Consider the following 18,699-nt stretch of genomic DNA (forward strand, 5'->3'; position numbering starts at 1 on the left):
AGTTATCGAATTTTTCTATAAGAAAAGCCCATCGGGCGTTCCCGACAGGCTTGAAAATGTTCAATATGAGAGGGCGCGATTACACGACCTTGGTCATGCCACTCATTCTCTCTCTGAGCCAAGCGCCAACTTCCTCGACAGGATGCTGACGGATGTTCTTGTTCACCTTGATCAGTTCTTCGTTATCCACAGCGGTGGTCTTGCCTTCGCCGTAGATAGCGCCGATGTCGTCCTTCTTCACTTCGTTCTTCATGAAGTCGGCGAGCAGAGGCACGCACTTGTTGGCGAACAGGTAGCAACCGTATTCGGCGGTGTCGCTGATCACGCGGTTCATTTCGTACAACTTCTTACGAGCGATGAGGTTGGCGATAAGCGGAGTCTCGTGGAGAGATTCGTAGTAGGCACTCATCGGCTTGATGCCCACGGAGCACATGGTTTCGAAAGCGAGTTCCACGCCGGCCTTGATCATGGCAGTCATGAGAACGCCGCGGTCGAAGTATTCCTGTTCGGTGATGACCTTGTCGGTAGCTTCGACCTTTTCGAATTCGAGCTCGCCCGTTTCGCCACGCCACTTGAGCAAATCCTTGTCGCCGGCTTCCCAGTCCACCATCATGGTGCTGGAGAACTTGCCGGAGATGATGTTGTCCTGGTGTTCGCAGTAGAGCGGCTTCATGATCTTCTTCATCTTTTCGGCGAGTTCCGTGGCGCGGATCTTGGCCGGGTTGGAGAGACGGTCCATCATGTTGGTGATGCCGCCGTGCTTCAGGGCTTCGGAAATGGTTTCCCAGCCGTACTGGAGCAGCTTGACCGCGTAAGCCGGTTCAACGCCGAAATCCTTCACCATCTTGTCGTAGCAGAGGATGGTGCCGGTCTGGAGCATACCGCAAAGGATGGTCTGTTCGCCCATGAGGTCGGACTTCACTTCGGCAACGAAAGAGCTTTCGAGAACGCCCGGACGGTCGGCATGGAGGCCAGCGGCGTAAGCCTTGGCGTAGTCCCAACCCTTACCTTCGGGGTCGTTTTCCGGGTGCACGGCGATAAGGCAGGGCATACCGAAACCGCGAACGTATTCGCTACGGACTTCGGAACCCGGGCCCTTCGGGGCGACCATGATCACGGTGATGTCCTTGCGGATTTCCTGGCCTTCTTCGACGATGTTGAAGCCGTGGCTGTAAGAGAGGGCGGCGCCCTTCTTCATGAGCTTCATGATTGCCGGGATCACGTTGTGGTGCTGCTTGTCCGGTGTGAGGTTGCAAACGAGGTCTGCATCCGGAATCATTTCTTCGTAGGTACCGACCTTGAAGCCGTTTTCAGTAGCGTTCTTCCAGGACTGGCGCTTCTGTTCGATGGCTTCCTTGCGGAGCGTGTAAGAGACGTCGAGGCCGCTATCGCGCAGGTCAAGACCCTGATGGAGACCCTGGGCACCGCAACCGACGAACACGATCTTCTTGCCCTTGAGGGCTTCAACACCACGGCTGAATTCAGAATGTTCCATGAAACGGCAGTGGCCAATTTCTTCGAGTTGGCGACGCATAGGGATAGAATTGAAATAATTCATTTTTTGAACCTCTGTTAATTAGAATGTTTCCGGGGGGAAAGATAGTAAATTAGACGAAAGACCGCTTCGCTGGTAGACGAAAGACGAAAGATTATAAGTTTTTTCCACGCAAAACGCCTTTTTTCCTCTTTCGCCTATAGTCTATAGGGCCAATGGCCCGTTCTTTCGTCTATAAAAGGGGGAAGTCTCCCCCTGTTTTCGGCCTCGTCTCAGCCTGCTCCGCACGCGAACAGGTCCTCGCCTTCGGCTGCGAATTGTTCGCTTAGCGGCCAGGCTATCGCCGAGTCCTACACCACCCCTTCTGCGGGCTTCAGTCGCCAGCCCGCAACGCCCCGGCATTTCTCGCCTACAGTCATGCTGACGAAGGTCAGCATCAGCTTTTCAAGTCTTTCCGACCAAACAAAAAAAAAACCGTTCACAACAAATGAACGAATTCAAAATCCAGGACAAAAATCAGTCCTTGAGACAACGAACAGAAAACCCGTAGTTCTTATTGCCGTCGTACAGGGCCGCGTAGTCGTAGTTGTAGTACAAGAGCATGTAGTACGCGTAGTTGCTATTGTACTCCGTAGAACTCCAGAAGTACGCGTCGTAGCCCTCGTTGTCGTAATCCCCACCGTTGTACCTGTAGCCGGCAGGCAACGCCGAGAACCCGAAAGAATCCGTACCGTTGCCGCTTTCGCCTTCATCTTCATTCCAGCCGCTAGTGGACTTGAGAGCCGTACCGGCTGTGAAACTGCCGCCCACGGCCGTGAACAGCGTGTTCCATTCCGTGGTGTCCGGCAGGTGCCAGCCCTCGGGGCAAATGCCGCGTATAGTACCGGTTGGTGAGCATTCCGAACCATAGCCACAGCCCTTGCCGTTTGTACTCCACGTACCAGAACTGTCCATCGCCGCGGCCCAGGTGTACAGGCGGCCGTACTTGGCGCAATTGGCCGGATCATTTTCATAGCACCAACTGGTGGAATCGGAGGTGTAACCACTATAGTTATAGGGAACGCCGGTGTAGGCATAGTTCAGGTTCTCCGCCATCCACACTTGGTCGCCGATGGTCACCGTCTTGTAGGTCTGGCCGTCGCGGGTATCGGTCAGGGTACCGTAATTGCAATCACCCCCCGGCAATTCGCTACAGGGAGACGCCTCGCCTGTAGCACCGCTCGACTTCGGCGTGACGCTGGAGGAAGACTTCGCTGAACTGCTCGACTTCGGCGTGACGCTGGAGGAAGACTTCGCTGAACTGCTCGACTTCGGCTGGTCGTAGGACTGGAACCACTCATCTCCGTCACATTCATAGTTCTCCCCGAGGTCGACCACATAGACCTTCTCGCCGATGACGTCCATGCTGCACTCGTAGGTTTCCAGCTCTGCCTTGTCGGCCACCTCGGCAGGCAAGCCACCGGACGGGCGCTGGATAAAAGAGTCGTCGTCGCTGCAGGCCACGAGCAGGGCCCCGGAAAAAAGGAACGCCAAGGACAATCTGTTTCGCATACGGGTTTCCTCCTGTTTTTTTACAAAATAGCAATTAAGTTGACATTTCTCGGCACGGGACGCACTAGTTTATCCCGCATCGTCATGCCAGTGGACACACTTGCCACTACGTGGCTGCGGTGTGACGAGGGTTCTCGACTGCGGGAAGTCGCCATGCGGGTGAATTGCCATGGACCCTATCGCCTTCGGCTCCAGGGTGACAGCGGGTGTGTGACGGTCGGCAACCTAGGGGCTATTCAGCCCCGTCCTTGAGACAACGAACAGAAAACCCGCCGTACTTATATTTGTAGCCCAGGTACGCGTAGTCGCCGTAGGTGTGCAAGTTCATGCCGTACGCGTTGTGGCTACTGCCCTCCGTAGAACTCCAGAAGTACGCGTCGTAGCCCTCGTAGTTGCAACTCCCATTGTTGAGCCTGTAGCCGGCAGGCAACGCCGAGAACCCGAAAGCATCCGTGCCGTTGCGGTCATTATACCAGCCACCGGTGGATTTAAGGGCCGTACCAGCTCCATGCCACCTATAAGCGTAATCTTCATCCTGCACTCCGCCCACCGCCGAGAACAGCGTATTCCATTCCGTGGTGTCCGGCAGGTGCCAGCCCTCGGGGCAAATGCCGCGTATAGTACCGGTTGGTGAGCATTCCGAACCATAGCCACAGCCCTTGCCGTTTGTACTCCACGTACCAGAACTGTCCATCGCCGCGGCCCAGGTGTACAGCCGGCCGTACTTGGAGCAGTAGCTAGCATCATCGCCGTAGCAGTAGCTATTCCCCGTCTCGTAGTTCAGGTTCTCCGCCATCCAGGTCTGGGTGCCAATGGTCACAGTCTTGTAGGTTTTGTCGTCGCGCAAATCTTTCAGCGTTTTTGCGGTTGCATCGTAAATGCTACCTGCGCTTATGTTTTCAGAAGAACTGCTTATTGCTCTGACTTCACTACTACTAGATTGCAGGGCTTCGCTTGAAGAGGATTGCTTCGTTTCGTCCGCTGTGACGCTGGATGAAGATGTAGCATCGTCATTCAAGGTCCAGTCGCCGTCTACGCACATGTAGGCGTTCTTTTCGTCCTTTATGTAGGCTGTCGCACCCTCGCGCTTGCTGCTGCAAACCGGCAAATCGTCAAAAGATTCCGCAACGATGTCGGAATCGGACACAGTATTGTCGCGTGGGGCAAAACTGCTGTCGTCATCCCCGCAGGCGGCAAACAACATCGCCATAATAAGCATAAATCCTATCGCCGCAATGCGGCTCCCACCTTGGTGGCCATGCGCACTAGGCAACAAGTTGCCAAGTGCTGTCCGCCAGGATGACAGCACAAGAAACTTCTTCATAAACGCCTCCAAACAATATTTATCTAAAGAAAATGTAATTTATTTTCACCCCAAAAAAGCAAAACAAGCCCAAAGCATCAACACAAAAGCCGCCCGCACATCACGAACGACTAAATTTTTCACCCGAAAAGAATCCCGAAAGTTCCAGGCCTTCGTCCAGATCGTCAAACCACACGCCATCGCAATCAACGCGGCAATTCTCCAACTGCTTTCGCGTAGCCTTCCTCAGCGGTTCGTAATCGCGGATAAGTTCCCGCCCGATTCGTCCGTCTTTCAGTTCGACACAAACAGCGTCTTTCTCAACCCAAAGCCTTTTTACGTCTTTTTCCGTAATTTCGTTCATCCGTTCGTTCCAAGCCGTTTCTTTCTCTCCGCACGGGCAGCCTTGATTTCGGCCTCGATTTCTTCTTCGCTCAAGTTGTCAACGCCATGTTCATGGGCCTGTTTCTGCGCCTCATTAAGGTAGTAAAGCAAATCATGACCCTTATATGTCGGAGGAGTTCCCTTCACCTCAAACGGAATTCCGTTTTCGACAAGAGCACGCTTGAAAAAGATACGCACAGCCGTGGGTATATCCATCCCAAGGCTTTCAAACAGGTCGGAAACCTGCTTTTTCAAATCTTCTTCAATCCTTATTTGCAAAACCGACATCGGCATAGAGACCTCCTGCACTATCATATCAAAATATAGTCAAAATAACTGCAAAAAGCAATACTTTTGCATAGAATCACTATTTTTCGCCCCCCCCTCACCAAAAAAATTATACCATTTGATATAATACCAAATGGTATAATTTATAAATCTAGGCCGAACTAATTGTAATTTAATATATCCAACACCCATCATTATTCATATCAATTTTGCAATAGTTTCTGCATTTTTCATACGAATAACGCAACAAAACTCACAATTTTTGCACCAATAAGGCCAAAATCGTGTTTTTTTAGCAATTTAGCATCCACCTATCCAAAAATGCCATCTGCTCGGCGGTGTGGAACCAGTGTTCGCCGCCGTTCATTATGGTCAAGGATGCGCCGATTTTCTGGGCGAATTCGCGCATCGTATCTAGCGAGGTCAAGTTGTCATTCGAGCCGTACAGAATTTTTGTCGGGATGCGCCATTCAATCGGATTTTCTCGCACGTAGCACAGGTATTCCCACGAAAGCGCTTCGCCGAAATTCGTCGGCACGGTTTTCTTTTCACGAAGTTCCTCTTCGGAGACCCCCGCCCACTTCATCATGTTGCAAATCAGCTTCTCCAAGTTGACCATCGGCGAAATAAAGTACGCCTGTTTGACGGGCTTATTGGCCAGCGCATTCATCGAGAAGAACGCCCCGATGCTATTTGCCACAAGGGTCACTTCGCCGTAGCCCGCCGAGACGGAATCAAAATAAGCAGGAAATTCCTTCTTGGCGTCCCACGGGGTTTCAGCCTTGTAATCAAACCCGAGAACATCGGCATCAGGGAATAAACCTTTATAATGCAGCGCCTCGTCGGCGTTCCCGCCCTTCCCGTGCACGTAAATGACAAGGCTTTTCATACCCGGCTAGTCCTTGAGGCAACGGACAGAGTAGGCGTTGACCTTACTGCGGAAGGACAGGTACGCAAGGCCTCCGTCGTAGTCCAAGAACAAGTTGTACGCGTCGTCTTCATCGTCCTCGGTAGAACTCCAGAAGAACGCGCTGATGCCAGCCACGCCGATGTTGCCTTCGTAGACCCTGCCGGCAGGCAGCGCGGAAAAGCCCACGCCGTCCGTACCGTTGCCATTATGATACCAACCCGTCTGCGACTTGAGAACCTTGCCCGCATTGCTCTGACCACCCACCGCATCAAACAGAATTGCCCACTCGTCACTCGTGGGCAGGTGCCAGCCTTCGGGGCAAACGCCCTGCACCTTTGCCGGAATCGTACAGGTCTTGCCGTAACCGCAGTCCTGCGGATTGTCGGCATCGGTCGCCAGTTTCACCGAGTCAATCGCTGCCGCCCAAGTGTAAAGGCGTCCGGCCACGGCGCAGTTTTTAGGTTCTTCATTGCACCAGGACCAATCGTATTTAGCATCGTCAGAACCACCCTGCCCTGGATCAAAGTTCAAGTTCTCGGCCATCCAGGTCTGGTCTCCTATCTTTACGGTCTTGTAGGTTTGTCCGTCGCGGGAGTCAGTCATGATGCCATAGGCAATATCCGGATTGAAGCGACATTCTTTGGGAATATCCCAATTCCACCTATCTTTTTCCCTTTCTTCTTCCAGAAGTTCCGAACAATTCACCTTGTCCTCGCTACTACTGAAACTTGACTCCGCTTCGCTAGAGCTAGACTGCACATCAGCAGAACTGCTGGACACGCTTGTCGAGCTGGAGCTCGACTGCGGTGTGACGACTGAAGAAGACGACTCCGCGACGCTAGACGAGGACTCTGCCAAGCTACTACTGGATTCTTCGCTTGCGCTCAGAATGACGGATGAAGAACTACTCGACTTCACCGAACTCGACGAAGCATTGTCCATACTGCTGCTTGACGAACTTTCCGGTTCGCATAAAACCCAGTCACCTTGCTCACACCGTGCATAATAAGTAGGCGTGTAACCCATCGGCGAATGGGGAACCGAAAACACCATAAACCTCCACGATTGCACCTGACCTTCGTTTTCCGCATCGCATTCCCAATCGTCAGGAGCAACATAAAACTCATCACCTTCCCAACCGTCAGGAGCAGCACGAATCACATCACCTTCCGTTAGATTTTCCGGAGAAGTTGCAGAAGGTCCAGACCACTTACCATTTTTACATTTGTAAAATACGGTATTGACTCTATACGTTCCATACAAAGCATCTAACGTTTCTCGGTACTGATACAATAAAAATTTGCCCTCGTACTTTTTATCACAAGTACGATATTCACTTGGAACAAAGAATTGTTCCGAAGAAGAACTTGAAAAGACCGCCTCAGAAGAAGACGATTCAACTCCCGGATCATCATTCGGCCCTGCCGATGCAGACGAGCTATCGTCGTCGCCACACGCCGCGAGCGTTAGCGTCAAGGGCAATAAAAAAGCAGCTAGAGATTGCCACGTCGCCTTACGGCTCCTCGCAATGACGTTTCGCATAAGAACTCCTTCGCCTCAACGGCCTGTTATTTAATAGAAATATAACCTTTCTTACCCCACTTGTCCAGAAGGAGCGGTTTTACCCTTCGAATTTCCAGCCGCAATCGTTGTGGTAAATCATCTGGCGGGTCATGCCGCCGTCGATGCAGATGTTTTCACCGGTGATGAAGCCGGCCTTGTCGCTCGCGAGATAAAGCACCATGTTCGCGATGTCGAGCGGGTTACCGACGCGGCCTGCGGGCTGCTGTGTGGCATCGGGGCCTTCGTAGGTCTTGAAATCTGTATCGATCCAGCCCGGCGAAATGGAATTCACGCGCACGCGGCCCGCAAAGCTCACGGCCAGCGCATGGGTGAGCGCTGCAATCCCGCCCTTCGCCGCCGTATAGCTTTCCGTTTGCGGTTGGCTCATGCGGTCGCGACTCGAGGAAATGTTTATAATACTTGCACCCGGTGCAAAATGCGGAGCGAAAAGTTTCGCGAGGTAGAACGGGGCCGTCACGCCGACAGCCAGCGCATAGCTGAATTCTTCGTAACTGCATTCGTCAATGCCCTTCATCAGCGGGAGCGCGTTGTTTACCAGCACATCCACGTGCCCGTACTTTTCGATGACAAAGTTTGCAAATTTTTCGAGGACATCCTTTTTCGACAAGTCCCCAACAAAGCAGGGATTCTCGCGGATGTCGATGTAGGCGACCTTCGCACCCTCTTTCTCGAATTCACTCACGACGGTAGCGCCAATCCCGTGCGCCCCGCCCGTCACCACGACCACTTTATTTTCAAACGATTTCATGAGAGAAAATATACACTAAAACACACCGAAGCGCGCGCCCCTGCTTGACGCACGCGCCTTTTTATCCTATTCTTTCCGCAAATGCTCCAGTTTTTCGATGTCTAAAGGCATAACATGAATATCACAAAAATAGTTTTAGGCCTTTCTGTTTCCGCAGTTCTTTGCCTTATGGCTTGCGGTGACGACAACGGGGTCTCCTGTCAGAAGCCCGTTTATTGCTACAACACAACACTGGGCACTACGGTTTGCGACGAGCGCAAAGAACACCTCATCGAGTTGAGGAACGAATTGCTGAAAATGAGCCCATACGAACCCGCGGTAATATTCGAAGACTGCGCGGATAAGTAGCGTCGCACCTTCAAGACTTAATCAATCAGATCGTTCTGGAATCTTGACAGGTGTTCGAACGGCAAGATTTGCCGACCTCTGAACAGCCCGCAGCCATCGTTAATCAATTGGTTGTTGATGGCCTTGAACATGTTCACGTCGATTTTCGCAAGGTCAATTCCCTGCAATTTCACCAGGCGTTCATACGCCTCGTCAAAGTAGACGCACTCGCCGCTCGGAATCTGGTCGTGCTTGGAGCGGCGTTCCTCTTGCGACTTTTCGTAGCCAAAGTGGTTCGCCTCGCCTATCTCGGCATAATCGTCCATGTCCTTCGTACGCAATTGCACTTCCGTGTAGCAGCGCGCAAGGTTGTCGTAGAACGTGATATGCAATGACTGGTAGCCCGAGCTCCTGGGTGTCGCCACCGAATCATGGTAATACGGCCTCACGGAATCCTTTAGCAAGTCGGAATGCCCGCTGTCATCCAGGTGCTTGAAAATCTCTGCCGAAAAGCCACGCTCTTCGAGGAACTCGGGCAACGCATTCGCAATCTCGTACAGGTATTTCCGTTCCACCTCGCTCCGGTCATCGCCCTTCTTGATATGGCAAACGGGCATCGAGATGACGATGCGGTAGGCAATCAGGTCGCGGAAATTCAACTTGCTCTTGATCTCGGCTTCGGACGGGAATGCGCCATTCTGCTTGTGATAATTGTAGATAAATTCAAGGATATAGCCGTTGTACTTTTCTTCGGCGCGAATCAGGGACTTGATGCGACCCTTGAACGTGAACGCAAGGAAGGGATATTCCCTTGTCATGAACTTGTAGAATTCCTTTATGCGCTGGGACTGCGAGGTCAAGAAGTCGTTGTGTTCCAGCAGTTCGATAATCTGAATCAGGAAATTCGAGTGTGCAAGGTCAATGCTGTTGCGCGTTCCTTTCGCGCTGTTCCTGAGGTCGTTCGAATACTGGTGAAGAATCTTCAGCACCGTGTTTCCAGAGAACAGATAGTCGTTCAAGCAAATCATCTTTTACCTCGTGAAGCAGAGCTTCATATAGGGGTTCACAAGGCGAAATATAAAAACGTTTCCTGTCCGCCACAGCAGATAAAACATCTTCAAAAAATTTATTACAAAACGCTTTACACGGGATGAAAAGCACAACAAACGCTTTTACATTTTATTCATAAAAATGCATGCAGGTCTGCGAAATAATGTATATTCAAGACAGGACTTATCGTAGTTCTTTATGCGCGGAAAAAAAATATTTCGTATATACTTATGAAGAAATTGAAATACACATTGATTGTTCTCTTGCTAGTCGTATCATATATTGGCTCGTTCCTATTCTTTTATATTCCAAATCAAAGACTTGGAATTCTCACCCCTCTTTTCTTCGCAACCACTGCATGGGCGTTTTCTGTTGCTTTTTTGAGTATAATGATTTACGCTGCGGTTACAGGACGATTAAGAAAAAAGAAATCATTTTGCCAATCGCTTCAGGATTATATCGCGGCACCACCAGAAACAGATGAATTTGACAATTCGTTGAAAACCATGAAGAAATAAGGATCTTTCTATGCGTTTCTACGTGCCCACGGATATCTACGTTGAAAAAGACTGATGCGCTAGGGGCTCTTTATGTTATTATCTTTTCAAGGCCCCTGATGAAGAGCGTCCTGAAAATATTCCTGTTTGCCCTGGTGTTCGCAGGGTTTGCCTTTGCCGAAGCACAAGACAGCGACGAGCCTTCGGTTTCCAAGTTCCGTGAACGATTCTCGCTGCGTTTCTTGTGCGATTACAATTTCGTGGCTATCTGGAATTCCGCCTACAACAACTCGATGCTCAATTCGAACCGCCCGGTCGATGTGGGCATCGGTGTCGGTTACGACAGCCTGTTTACCACATTCGGAATTTCGTGGGACGTGTCCGCCGATTTCAAGTACAGCCTCCCTTTTACCACCTCGAATGGAAAATCAGACACCCAGGCTTTCGAGACAGGACTCGACTTTTTCCCGGGAAACTGGTGGCTTGCGGCAAAGCTCCGCTTTTACAGCGGCTTCACCACAGAAGTCGAACGCGGCGGCGAAAAGGAACGTGAATTCATAGATCTCTGGTTTGCGGACATGTATTTCTCGATGCTCTGGATGGCGACAGCGAAAGAAATTTTTGCACCCAGAAGCGCCTACTTTTTGGATCGCCGTCAAAAGAAATCTGCCGGGAGTTTGATTATTGGCGGGCGACTGCAGCGAAACATTGCCGAAGACAACGTCGGGGTTCTCGGCTACGAAAACGACAAGCGCGACATCACCTCCATCTGGGGTGACGTCGGGTACACCTACACCTTCGTTTTCAGCAACGGATATTTCTGGAACCTCTGGGGCGTTGTCGGTATCGCATACGGCCGCGAATACGCAGATGACGGCAACCTGCTATTGCCCGAATCGGACATAAAAACCGCCTTGGGCTACATCGGGGAAAAATGGGCTTGGAACATCGTTCTTAAATGCGGATACTCCGCCATTGCGTTTGGCGAACATCTGGAGCAAAAATACGTATCTGCCTTCGAAATCCTTGTAGTGCGCAGGTTCTAGTTGGCAAAATATTCCAACCTCGATTTACTATTTTTTTCGCATACTCTCATAACTTCAGGACCATTCTATGCGTTTCTATGTACCCACGGATATCTACGTCGAAAAGGACTGCGTGAAGAACCACGCGCATAACTTGCTTACGGTTGGAAAGCGCGCATTCATCATGACGGGCAGAACTTCTGCCAAGAAGAACGGTTCCTTGAACGATGTCACCGCCGTCCTGGACGCGGGCCATGTGCCGTACCAGGTTTTTGACCAAGTCGAGGAAAATCCTTCTACCGATACCGTGGGGAACGCCACTCAGCTGGCACGCGATTTCGGCGCCGATTACATCATCGGCATCGGGGGCGGTTCCGCCATCGACGCGGCGAAGGCAGTTGCATTGCTTCTTGCGAACCCGAGCCTCATCGCAGACAACTTGCACAAGGCTCCCGAAAAACCGCTCGGCCACGTGCCCGTCGTCGCCGTACCGACTACCTGCGGAACAGGTTCCGAAGCAACACCGGTCGCCATCATCACGAACCACAAGATTCAACTGAAGAAGAGCATCCCGCACAAGATTTTCCCGGCGCTCGCGCTTGTTGACGGCAAGCACCTCGCCTCGGCCAAGAAGACGCTGATTATCAACACCGCGGTCGATGCCCTCGCCCACATGGTCGAAAGCATCCTGAACGTCTATTCCAACGCGTTCAACCGCATGTGCCCGGAATACGGCCTCAGGCTCTGGGGCGAATTCAAGGACGCGCTCCTTTCCGACTCCCCCGTCGACGAAGGCCTTTACGAAAAACTCATGCTCACCTCGACTATCGCGGGCATGTCCATCGCGCACACGAGCACCGCTGTACCGCACGGCATGAGCTACGACCTCACGCTGCATCAGGGCGTGCCCCACGGCCCCGCCGTCGGCTATTTTCTTGCCGCCTACGTGGAAATCTGCGAAAAGAAAGTCCCCGAAGATGTCAAGCGCATCTTGGAACTTTTAGGCCTCAAAGGTACCGCCGATTTCGCCGCGATGCTCGAAAGGCTCATCGGCAAATGCAAGGTTACGCGCGAAATGCGCGACAAGTTCGCCGCCGCCATGAAGGCAAACCGCTCCAAGCTCGACCTCGTTCCCGGCGGAATCACGCCCGAGGAAGTTGACTACATATACGACAAGTCGCTGGTTATAGACTAAATCAAATTTGATCTTCAATCGACAAATGTAGTGACCGTTGTCATGTTTGTCCACAAACGAGTATTTTTCTTGAACTTTCCCGTTTTTTGAGTATATATTTATCAAAAGCCGCGGTCAAAACGCGGCTAGAGGTGTTGTATATGGGTAATTCAAGGTTTTTCGCGGGTGCGGTACTCGGTTCGTCGCTCGCAGTCTCTCCCGCACTCGCCATCGATGTAACCGTCGATGCAGATGCGGGCATCAAGAAGATTTCGCCATACATTTACGGGCGAAACATCGACAAAATCAGCGATACGGACGCCGCAAGCGACGCGGACGAAGAAGCGTTTATCGCCCAGATGCTCGATGCGGGCATCCACATGATGCGCGCGAACAACGGCAACAACTCCACGCGCTACAACTGGAGCCACAAAATGACGGTTCATCCGGACTGGTTCAACAACGTGTACGCGCACGACTGGGACATCACCGCGAAAAAGGTGCTTGACAAGATGCCGGGAGTCGACGCAATGTACGGCTTCCAGCTCACGGGCTACGCGGCAAGCAGCACCGACCACAACTTCCCCGACTGGAACTGGAAACAGGAACACGGCTCATATCCGTCGAGATCATTCGACCTCGCGGGTGGCGGCGAAGTATCGGAAGACGGCCAGACGCTCATCAAGGCTGGCGACGCCTCACTCTACAACATGGAATGGCCCGCCGATTCCACCGTGGGAATCATCCCGCACTGGAAGGATGAACTCAAGTACGACATGAGCCGTTTTAAATACTGGAGCATGGACAACGAAATTGAAATCTGGCGCGGAACCCACAACGATTTGGACTTGCCCGTAACCGGAGATTTCCTCGTTGAACGCTATATCGACGTGGCCAAGAAGGCGCGCGCCGCCTGGGGCGATATCAAGCTCACCGGCCCCGTAGTCGCCAACGAATGGCAATGGTGTCACATCAATGCCTACAACGACGAAAGCAGGCCCAAGATCGACGGCCAGGAATACTGTTGGCTCGAATTTTTCACCAAGAAAATCGCCGAAGCGCAAAAGGCGAGCGGCACGCGGCTCCTCGACGTGTTCGACATTCACTGGTACCCCACCGAAAAGGACTACGAAAGCCGTGTCAACTGGCACCGCGTTCTGTTCGATACCACCTACTACTACAAGGGCGGTAACGGCGTGCGCTGCGCCACGGGCAAATGCGACTGGAGCGACAAGGAGAAGGGCTACAGGTCATACATCTTCGTGCGCATCAACAACTGGCTCGAAAAGTACTTTGGCAAGGATCACGGCATTACGCTCGGCATTACCGAAACCGACCTGAACGATTCTGATCCTATGGTGACAGCGCTCATCTATGCGTCTTTCCTCGGAACCATGCAGGACAACGGTGTCGAGATTTTCACCCCGTGGACATGGGGCGACGGCATGTACGAAACGGTGCACCTGTTCAGCCGCTACGGCCACCCGAACCGCGTGCAGTCCACCTCCAGCAACGACTCGCTGGTGTCGGCCTACAGTTCCATCAGCAACAAGGGCGACTCGCTTACGGTTATCTTCGTGAACCGCGCCGAAAAGGACGCCCAGGACGTGAACCTCAGCCTCGCGAACTTCGCCTCCGATGGAACGGTAAAAACACTCACGCTGCAGAACCTCCAGGGCGAAACGTTCGTTTCTCATACAGAAAATGCGCTACAGGCAGGGACAGCCACTGCCGCCGGCAACAAGGTTTCGCTCAAGCTCCCTGCAAAGTCTATCACCGCAGTTCTGCTCACTACTGCCACGCCGAAACAGGTCGTCGACGGAATAATTCCCACGGGCAAGGCTCTCGCCGGCAACATGCTCCACCGCGATAACGGTGGCTGGGCTATAAACAACGGCTTGGGCAACGTGCATAGCCTCCACGTGTTCAACAGTCGTGGCCAAAACGTATTGCAAGTGGAACACCCCGCCCGCGGCAGCATTCGACTCGCCGGCGAAACTCTCGGCAAGGGCGTTTTCGTCGTGCGTGTCAAGAGCGCAGGCGGCATGCAAATTCAGAAAATCGATGTGAAATAAATTATATTTCTGTCAGGATTACAGCAAAGGATTCTGACATGAAAAAACTCATACTCACCATAGCCGCCACCCTCGCGCTTCTCGGCTGTGCACAGATTGACGAAACGGAACGCGGCGTTGTTCTCCAGTTCGGCAAGTACAGCGAGACGTTCGAACCCGGCCTCAACTTCTACAACATTCTCACCAAAGAGATTGTCCGCATCCCCGTCAGCACGCAACTCGAAGCCGTCAAGATTGAATCCGGTTCGAAGGACCTGCAGACCGTCTACGTGGGCACGAACGTAAACTACCACGTTGACCCGCTGAACGTCGACAAGATTTACTCCAAGTACGGCACCCGCTACGTTTCCACGGTTCTACAGCCCAAGATCAAGGAAACCATCACGGGCATCACCCCGCAGTACGTTCCCGAAGAGATGCTCCAGAAGCGCGAAGAAATTCGCAGCCGCATGGAATCGGCACTCAAGGCCAAGCTCGATTCCGCGGGCGCACATATCGTCATCGACGGCTTCACCATCACCGAATTCCAGTTCAGCCGCGCCTTCAACGAGGCCATCGAGGCCAAGCAGGTGCAGGAGCAGGAAGCGCTCAAGGAAAAGAACATCAAGATCAAGATGGACTACCAGAACGAGCAGCGCGTCGCGAAAGCAAAAGCAGATTCAGCGGTCATCGCGCTCCAGATGGAAGCCCTCAAGAAGCAAAATGGCAAGGAATACCTGATGCTCAAGTGGATCGAGAAGTGGGATGGCAAGCTTCCGCAGGTAAATGGGAACGATAAAGTCATTCCGATGATTAATATGCAGTAAAAAATATGTTATATTAAAAAAAACATCCAAACAAAGGATTCCATATGCACGCATCTTTCATCGCATTCGTCGTCCTCGGCATCATCATCGTGGCAATCGCCGCATACCGTATCGGCGTCCACGTATCCAGGGCGGCCAAACAAGAATCCCCCGAAGCGAAAAACAAGATTTCCTTCGAAGACTGCTTGGCCAAGAACGCCAAGGCATTCAAGTACGGCTCCTTTACCGACGCCCGCGACGGCGAGACCTACCGCACCGTGAAAATCGGCAACCAGGTCTGGATGGCCGAGAACCTGCGTTTCAAGACGAACGCAAGCTTCGCTCCCGGCAACGAGGAATCCAACATCAAAAAATTCGGAAGGCTCTACACCTGGACATCCGCCCTGGACATCCCGGCGGAATTTGCAGACCAGTCCCCCGCAAAGGACCTGGCCATGTACGAGAAGATGAAAGACGCGAACTTCCAGGGCATCGCCCCGGAAGGCTGGCACATTCCGAGCAACAAGGAATGGGAAGAGCTCATGGCCAATATAGACCCCAAATCGACCGGTTCCGAGCTCCGCAGCGCATGCGTATGGCAGAAACCCGGCAAGGATTCTCTCGGGTTCTTCGCGCTGCCCGCCGGTTACCGTTTCAACGACGGAAGCTTCCGCCATTTCGGCAGGCGCGCCCGCTTCTGGAGCAAGGACGAATACGGCACGGCCAACGCCTACCGCATGAGCATCACCGAAAACTCCATCGACATCGAAGGGGTTTACAGATCCGACGCCCTTTCCGTACGCTGCGTGAAGAACGCCTAACGAGATAAGCATCTGGCGCACTCTGGACGCAGTGATTTGTCGCTGATTTTAAGAAAGCCCGACTTTTACGACAGCTTCAAGTGCATCGCCTCGCGGTGCACCGACACATGTTGCGTGGGCTGGGAAATCGACATCGACGATGCATCGCAGGAGGCATACCGCAAGGTGGCAGGGGCTTTTGGCGACAAGCTGCGCCAAAACATCGAAGACGGGCATTTCAAGCTTTTACCCCGCGACCGCTGCCCGTTCTTGGACAAGCAAAACCTCTGCGAGATCTACACGCACTTGGGCGCAGGCGCCCTCTGCGAAATCTGCCGCGAGCATCCGAGGTTCGTGGAAGTCTACGGCGACATCATGGAGCGTGGACTGGGTTTATGCTGCGAAGAAGCGGCACGGCTGTTGCTCGAAGGCAAAGGCCCGCTCGCCTTCACAAGCGAGGAATGCGATGAACCCGAAGACGAGATGGACGAAGATGACAGAGAAGTCCGCGACGAGGTGATGTTCGCCCGCGAACAGATTTTCAAGGCGCTCGCCGACACATCCATCCCTTTCAAGGAAAGGCTCCACCAAGCATTCGGCTACACAGGCGACAAACCGCTCGCACCTTTCGAAAGCACAAGCGCCATGGTAGAATTCCTAGCGCAACTGGAAAGCTACGGCCCCGACTGGGACGCGGCTCTTGCACGCATCAAGGCGAAGGTCTACGCCGCACAAGAAGCAGGACGCCTGGATAAGGATTCCACGATTCTCGAAGACCAGGGATTCTTCTCGGAAACAGAAAGCGCGAGACTACTCGCCTACCTCGTCTACCGCCATTACTCCAAGTGTCTCTTCGAAGGACGCGAGCAGGGCAAGCTCATGTTCGCCCTATTCTTCTGGAACCTAGCACGGTTCTTTACGCGCGAACTCGCGGGCAATGCGACAGCCGACGCGCAGTCCATCAAGATTGGCGCAATCAAGATTCTTTCCAAGCAGCTGGAATACGCCGAAGAAATCATGGAGATCGTCGAGATTTCGCTTGACGGATAAAGGACTAAGAAGCAGGGCGGTCTTTTTCCATCACGCACTTGCGCCACTTGCCGCTCTTCCAACGACGCCAGAAAATAATCGGCGCCGTACTGTAGACTGCAACAACAGCAATCCAGGCGTAATGGGCCGGCAGGTGATAGACGTAGGCGGCAACATACAGCGCCCCCGCCACGCACCAGTTCATGATGGCGCTAGCAAACATCACCCACAGCGTATCGCCTGCACCGCGAAGCGCTCCCGCATAGATAACAAGCAGCACCTCCACGAAGATATAGAAGGTCGCTATGCGCAGCATGAAGATGCTCATGGGGCGAGCGGCATCGAAAATCGCAATCGCCCCGGACGATGCCTCCGCCATGTCGGGCCTGAATATATCGGTCAGCACTCCCGGCAAGAATACGAAGAAAATTCCCATGACGAGGGAATACCCCCAGCCGAGTTTCAACCCGGAATAAGTTGAGCGCGATGCGGCGGCGCCGTCCCTCGCTCCCACGTAGCGCCCCACAAGGCTTGTCGATGCGACTTCGAGCCCCATCAGCGGAACGTAGGCCACCATGTCCCAGTTGAACATGACTGAGGATGCCGTCGCCGATTCCGATCCGAGAGCATGGAACATGAGAATAAGCATCTGGAACGCCGACATGTTCAGGAACATCTCGACACCCGAGGGAATCCCCTTCTGCAGAAGTTCGCGGGTAAGCGCCCCGCTAAACGCAAACGAGCGGCGCGTGCTAAAGCGGGCATTGCACGACCTGCCCCAGAATTTTGCAAACAAAATAACAGTCGATACCAGATTGCCAATCAGCGTTCCGTAAGCGGCCCCTGCAACGCCCAGTGCCGGAATAGGCCCGCAACCGAATATCAGCAAAAAATTGCAGGCCACATTCACGATCATCCCGACAAAGGCTGCCTGCATTACAATCTTGGTTTCGCCAATGCCACTAAAAAAGCAAGGGGCCACATTTCGCACAAGCGTTATGGCGCCGCCAAACATCAAGATGTTGAAGTAAGTTTTCTGATATTCCAGCTGGTCGGCCGACAGGTGTTCGAGTCCAAACACCCAGTGCCCAATGGGGATGGTCAAATACAAAAGCGGCACCGCGACTATCGAAACATAGAGCGCCTGCATAAAGACCTTCGCACAGTCCCCCTGACGTTTTGCGCCCAGGCGTTGCGCCACCATCGCAGTCGTGTAACTAATGGCTCCGGTAAAAAAGGTCGTAAGCGCAAGCTGCACCGCGCCCGCACCAAGCGCTGCGTTCATTTCGGCAGGTCCGAGCTTTGAGAGAAACAACCTGTCGATAAACGTCATGAAGGTATCGAACGACATCGACAGGAGCATCGGAAGCGCCACAACAAGCACATCCTTCACATCACCGTTTTTCTTGAACTTCGGCGGCCTATAGAACTTGTTCAGTATCGCATCGACCATAAACGCGCGTAAATATAAAAAAAGACAGGGCCTTGCAGCCCTGCCCTCCGTTTTTTTGAGGTGTATAAAAAAACGGTTTTGGGGGATGCGTCAAATATAACAAATAAAGTTTGTTTTCAATGACTAACCCCGTTTTTTCGCAAAATAACTTATTACGAATTGCTTACAGCAACATTTATGGGATTTTTCGGCAAAAACAGGCACCACGGACATCCGGTCCA

17 protein-coding genes are annotated in these 18,699 nt (G+C 52.7%); 7 read left to right on the forward strand and 10 right to left on the reverse strand.

Annotated elements, in window-relative coordinates; translation table 11 throughout:
* Positions 1 to 79 precede the first annotated feature (79 nt).
* The 9 genes from ilvC to B2952_RS09455 form a co-directional block, all read right to left on the reverse strand.
* Positions 80 to 1,558 (reverse strand): ketol-acid reductoisomerase, encoded by a 1,479-nt coding sequence (gene ilvC / locus B2952_RS09415; RefSeq protein WP_072800835.1) that lies wholly within the window; start codon positions 1,556 to 1,558, stop codon positions 80 to 82.
* A gap of 453 nt (positions 1,559 to 2,011) precedes the next feature.
* Positions 2,012 to 3,046 carry a fibrobacter succinogenes major paralogous domain-containing protein gene (locus B2952_RS09420; protein WP_290781593.1) on the reverse strand — a complete coding sequence of 345 codons (1,035 nt, stop codon included), beginning with the start codon at positions 3,044 to 3,046 and terminating at the stop codon, positions 2,012 to 2,014.
* Between the two features lie 232 nt (positions 3,047 to 3,278).
* Positions 3,279 to 4,370, reverse strand: a complete 1,092-nt coding sequence (locus B2952_RS09425; protein WP_290734911.1) for a fibrobacter succinogenes major paralogous domain-containing protein — start codon at positions 4,368 to 4,370, stop codon at positions 3,279 to 3,281.
* Between the two features lie 100 nt (positions 4,371 to 4,470).
* Positions 4,471 to 4,713, reverse strand: a complete 243-nt coding sequence (locus tag B2952_RS09430; RefSeq protein WP_290734913.1) for a DUF2442 domain-containing protein — start codon at positions 4,711 to 4,713, stop codon at positions 4,471 to 4,473.
* Positions 4,710 to 5,027 (reverse strand): type II toxin-antitoxin system RelB/DinJ family antitoxin, encoded by a 318-nt coding sequence (locus B2952_RS09435; protein ID WP_290731886.1) that lies wholly within the window; start codon positions 5,025 to 5,027, stop codon positions 4,710 to 4,712. Before B2952_RS09435 ends, B2952_RS09430 begins: the two co-directional genes overlap by 4 nt.
* Positions 5,028 to 5,313: 286 nt before the next feature.
* Positions 5,314 to 5,910 carry an alpha/beta hydrolase gene (locus B2952_RS09440; protein WP_290734915.1) on the reverse strand — a complete coding sequence of 199 codons (597 nt, stop codon included), beginning with the start codon at positions 5,908 to 5,910 and terminating at the stop codon, positions 5,314 to 5,316.
* 6 nt (positions 5,911 to 5,916) lie between these two features.
* On the reverse strand, positions 5,917 to 7,092 hold the full coding sequence (locus B2952_RS09445; protein ID WP_290734918.1) for a fibrobacter succinogenes major paralogous domain-containing protein: 1,176 nt from the start codon (positions 7,090 to 7,092) through the stop codon (positions 5,917 to 5,919).
* Positions 7,093 to 7,552: 460 nt separating this feature from the next.
* Positions 7,553 to 8,263, reverse strand: coding sequence for an SDR family oxidoreductase (locus B2952_RS09450; RefSeq protein WP_290734919.1), 711 nt, complete (start codon positions 8,261 to 8,263; stop codon positions 7,553 to 7,555).
* 365 nt (positions 8,264 to 8,628) lie between these two features.
* Positions 8,629 to 9,618, reverse strand: a complete 990-nt coding sequence (locus B2952_RS09455) for a guanosine polyphosphate pyrophosphohydrolase (RefSeq protein WP_290734921.1) — start codon at positions 9,616 to 9,618, stop codon at positions 8,629 to 8,631.
* A 252-nt stretch (positions 9,619 to 9,870) separates the two neighbouring features.
* Between B2952_RS09455 and B2952_RS09460 the strand changes: the two genes are divergently transcribed.
* The 7 genes from B2952_RS09460 to fliB all read left to right on the forward strand — a co-directional run bounded on the left by B2952_RS09460 (position 9,871) and on the right by fliB (position 17,046).
* Positions 9,871 to 10,158, forward strand: a complete 288-nt coding sequence (locus B2952_RS09460) for a hypothetical protein (RefSeq protein ID WP_173824164.1) — start codon at positions 9,871 to 9,873, stop codon at positions 10,156 to 10,158.
* 98 nt (positions 10,159 to 10,256) lie between these two features.
* Positions 10,257 to 11,183 (forward strand): DUF4421 family protein, encoded by a 927-nt coding sequence (locus tag B2952_RS09465; protein WP_290734925.1) that lies wholly within the window; start codon positions 10,257 to 10,259, stop codon positions 11,181 to 11,183.
* Between the two features lie 67 nt (positions 11,184 to 11,250).
* The gene (locus B2952_RS09470) at positions 11,251 to 12,357 is read left to right on the forward strand and encodes an iron-containing alcohol dehydrogenase family protein (protein WP_290734927.1); all 1,107 of its coding nucleotides are present in this window, start codon (positions 11,251 to 11,253) and stop codon (positions 12,355 to 12,357) included.
* A 140-nt stretch (positions 12,358 to 12,497) separates the two neighbouring features.
* Entirely contained in the window at positions 12,498 to 14,411 is a 1,914-nt protein-coding gene (locus B2952_RS09475) for a glycoside hydrolase family 44 protein (protein ID WP_290734929.1), read from the forward strand.
* Between the two features lie 38 nt (positions 14,412 to 14,449).
* Positions 14,450 to 15,217, forward strand: a complete 768-nt coding sequence (locus B2952_RS09480; protein ID WP_290734931.1) for a prohibitin family protein — start codon at positions 14,450 to 14,452, stop codon at positions 15,215 to 15,217.
* Between the two features lie 44 nt (positions 15,218 to 15,261).
* Positions 15,262 to 16,017 (forward strand): fibrobacter succinogenes major paralogous domain-containing protein, encoded by a 756-nt coding sequence (locus B2952_RS09485; RefSeq protein WP_290734933.1) that lies wholly within the window; start codon positions 15,262 to 15,264, stop codon positions 16,015 to 16,017.
* Positions 16,018 to 16,053: 36 nt separating this feature from the next.
* On the forward strand, positions 16,054 to 17,046 hold the full coding sequence (gene fliB / locus B2952_RS09490; protein ID WP_290734935.1) for a flagellin lysine-N-methylase: 993 nt from the start codon (positions 16,054 to 16,056) through the stop codon (positions 17,044 to 17,046).
* A gap of 4 nt (positions 17,047 to 17,050) precedes the next feature.
* Here the strand turns inward: fliB and B2952_RS09495 are convergent, their stop codons facing one another.
* Entirely contained in the window at positions 17,051 to 18,478 is a 1,428-nt protein-coding gene (locus B2952_RS09495; protein ID WP_290723372.1) for an MATE family efflux transporter, read from the reverse strand.
* Positions 18,479 to 18,699 lie beyond the last annotated feature (221 nt).

It is taken from the genome of Fibrobacter sp. UBA7003 (assembly GCA_002449765.1).
Classification (GTDB): Bacteria; Fibrobacterota; Fibrobacteria; order Fibrobacterales; family Fibrobacteraceae; genus Fibrobacter.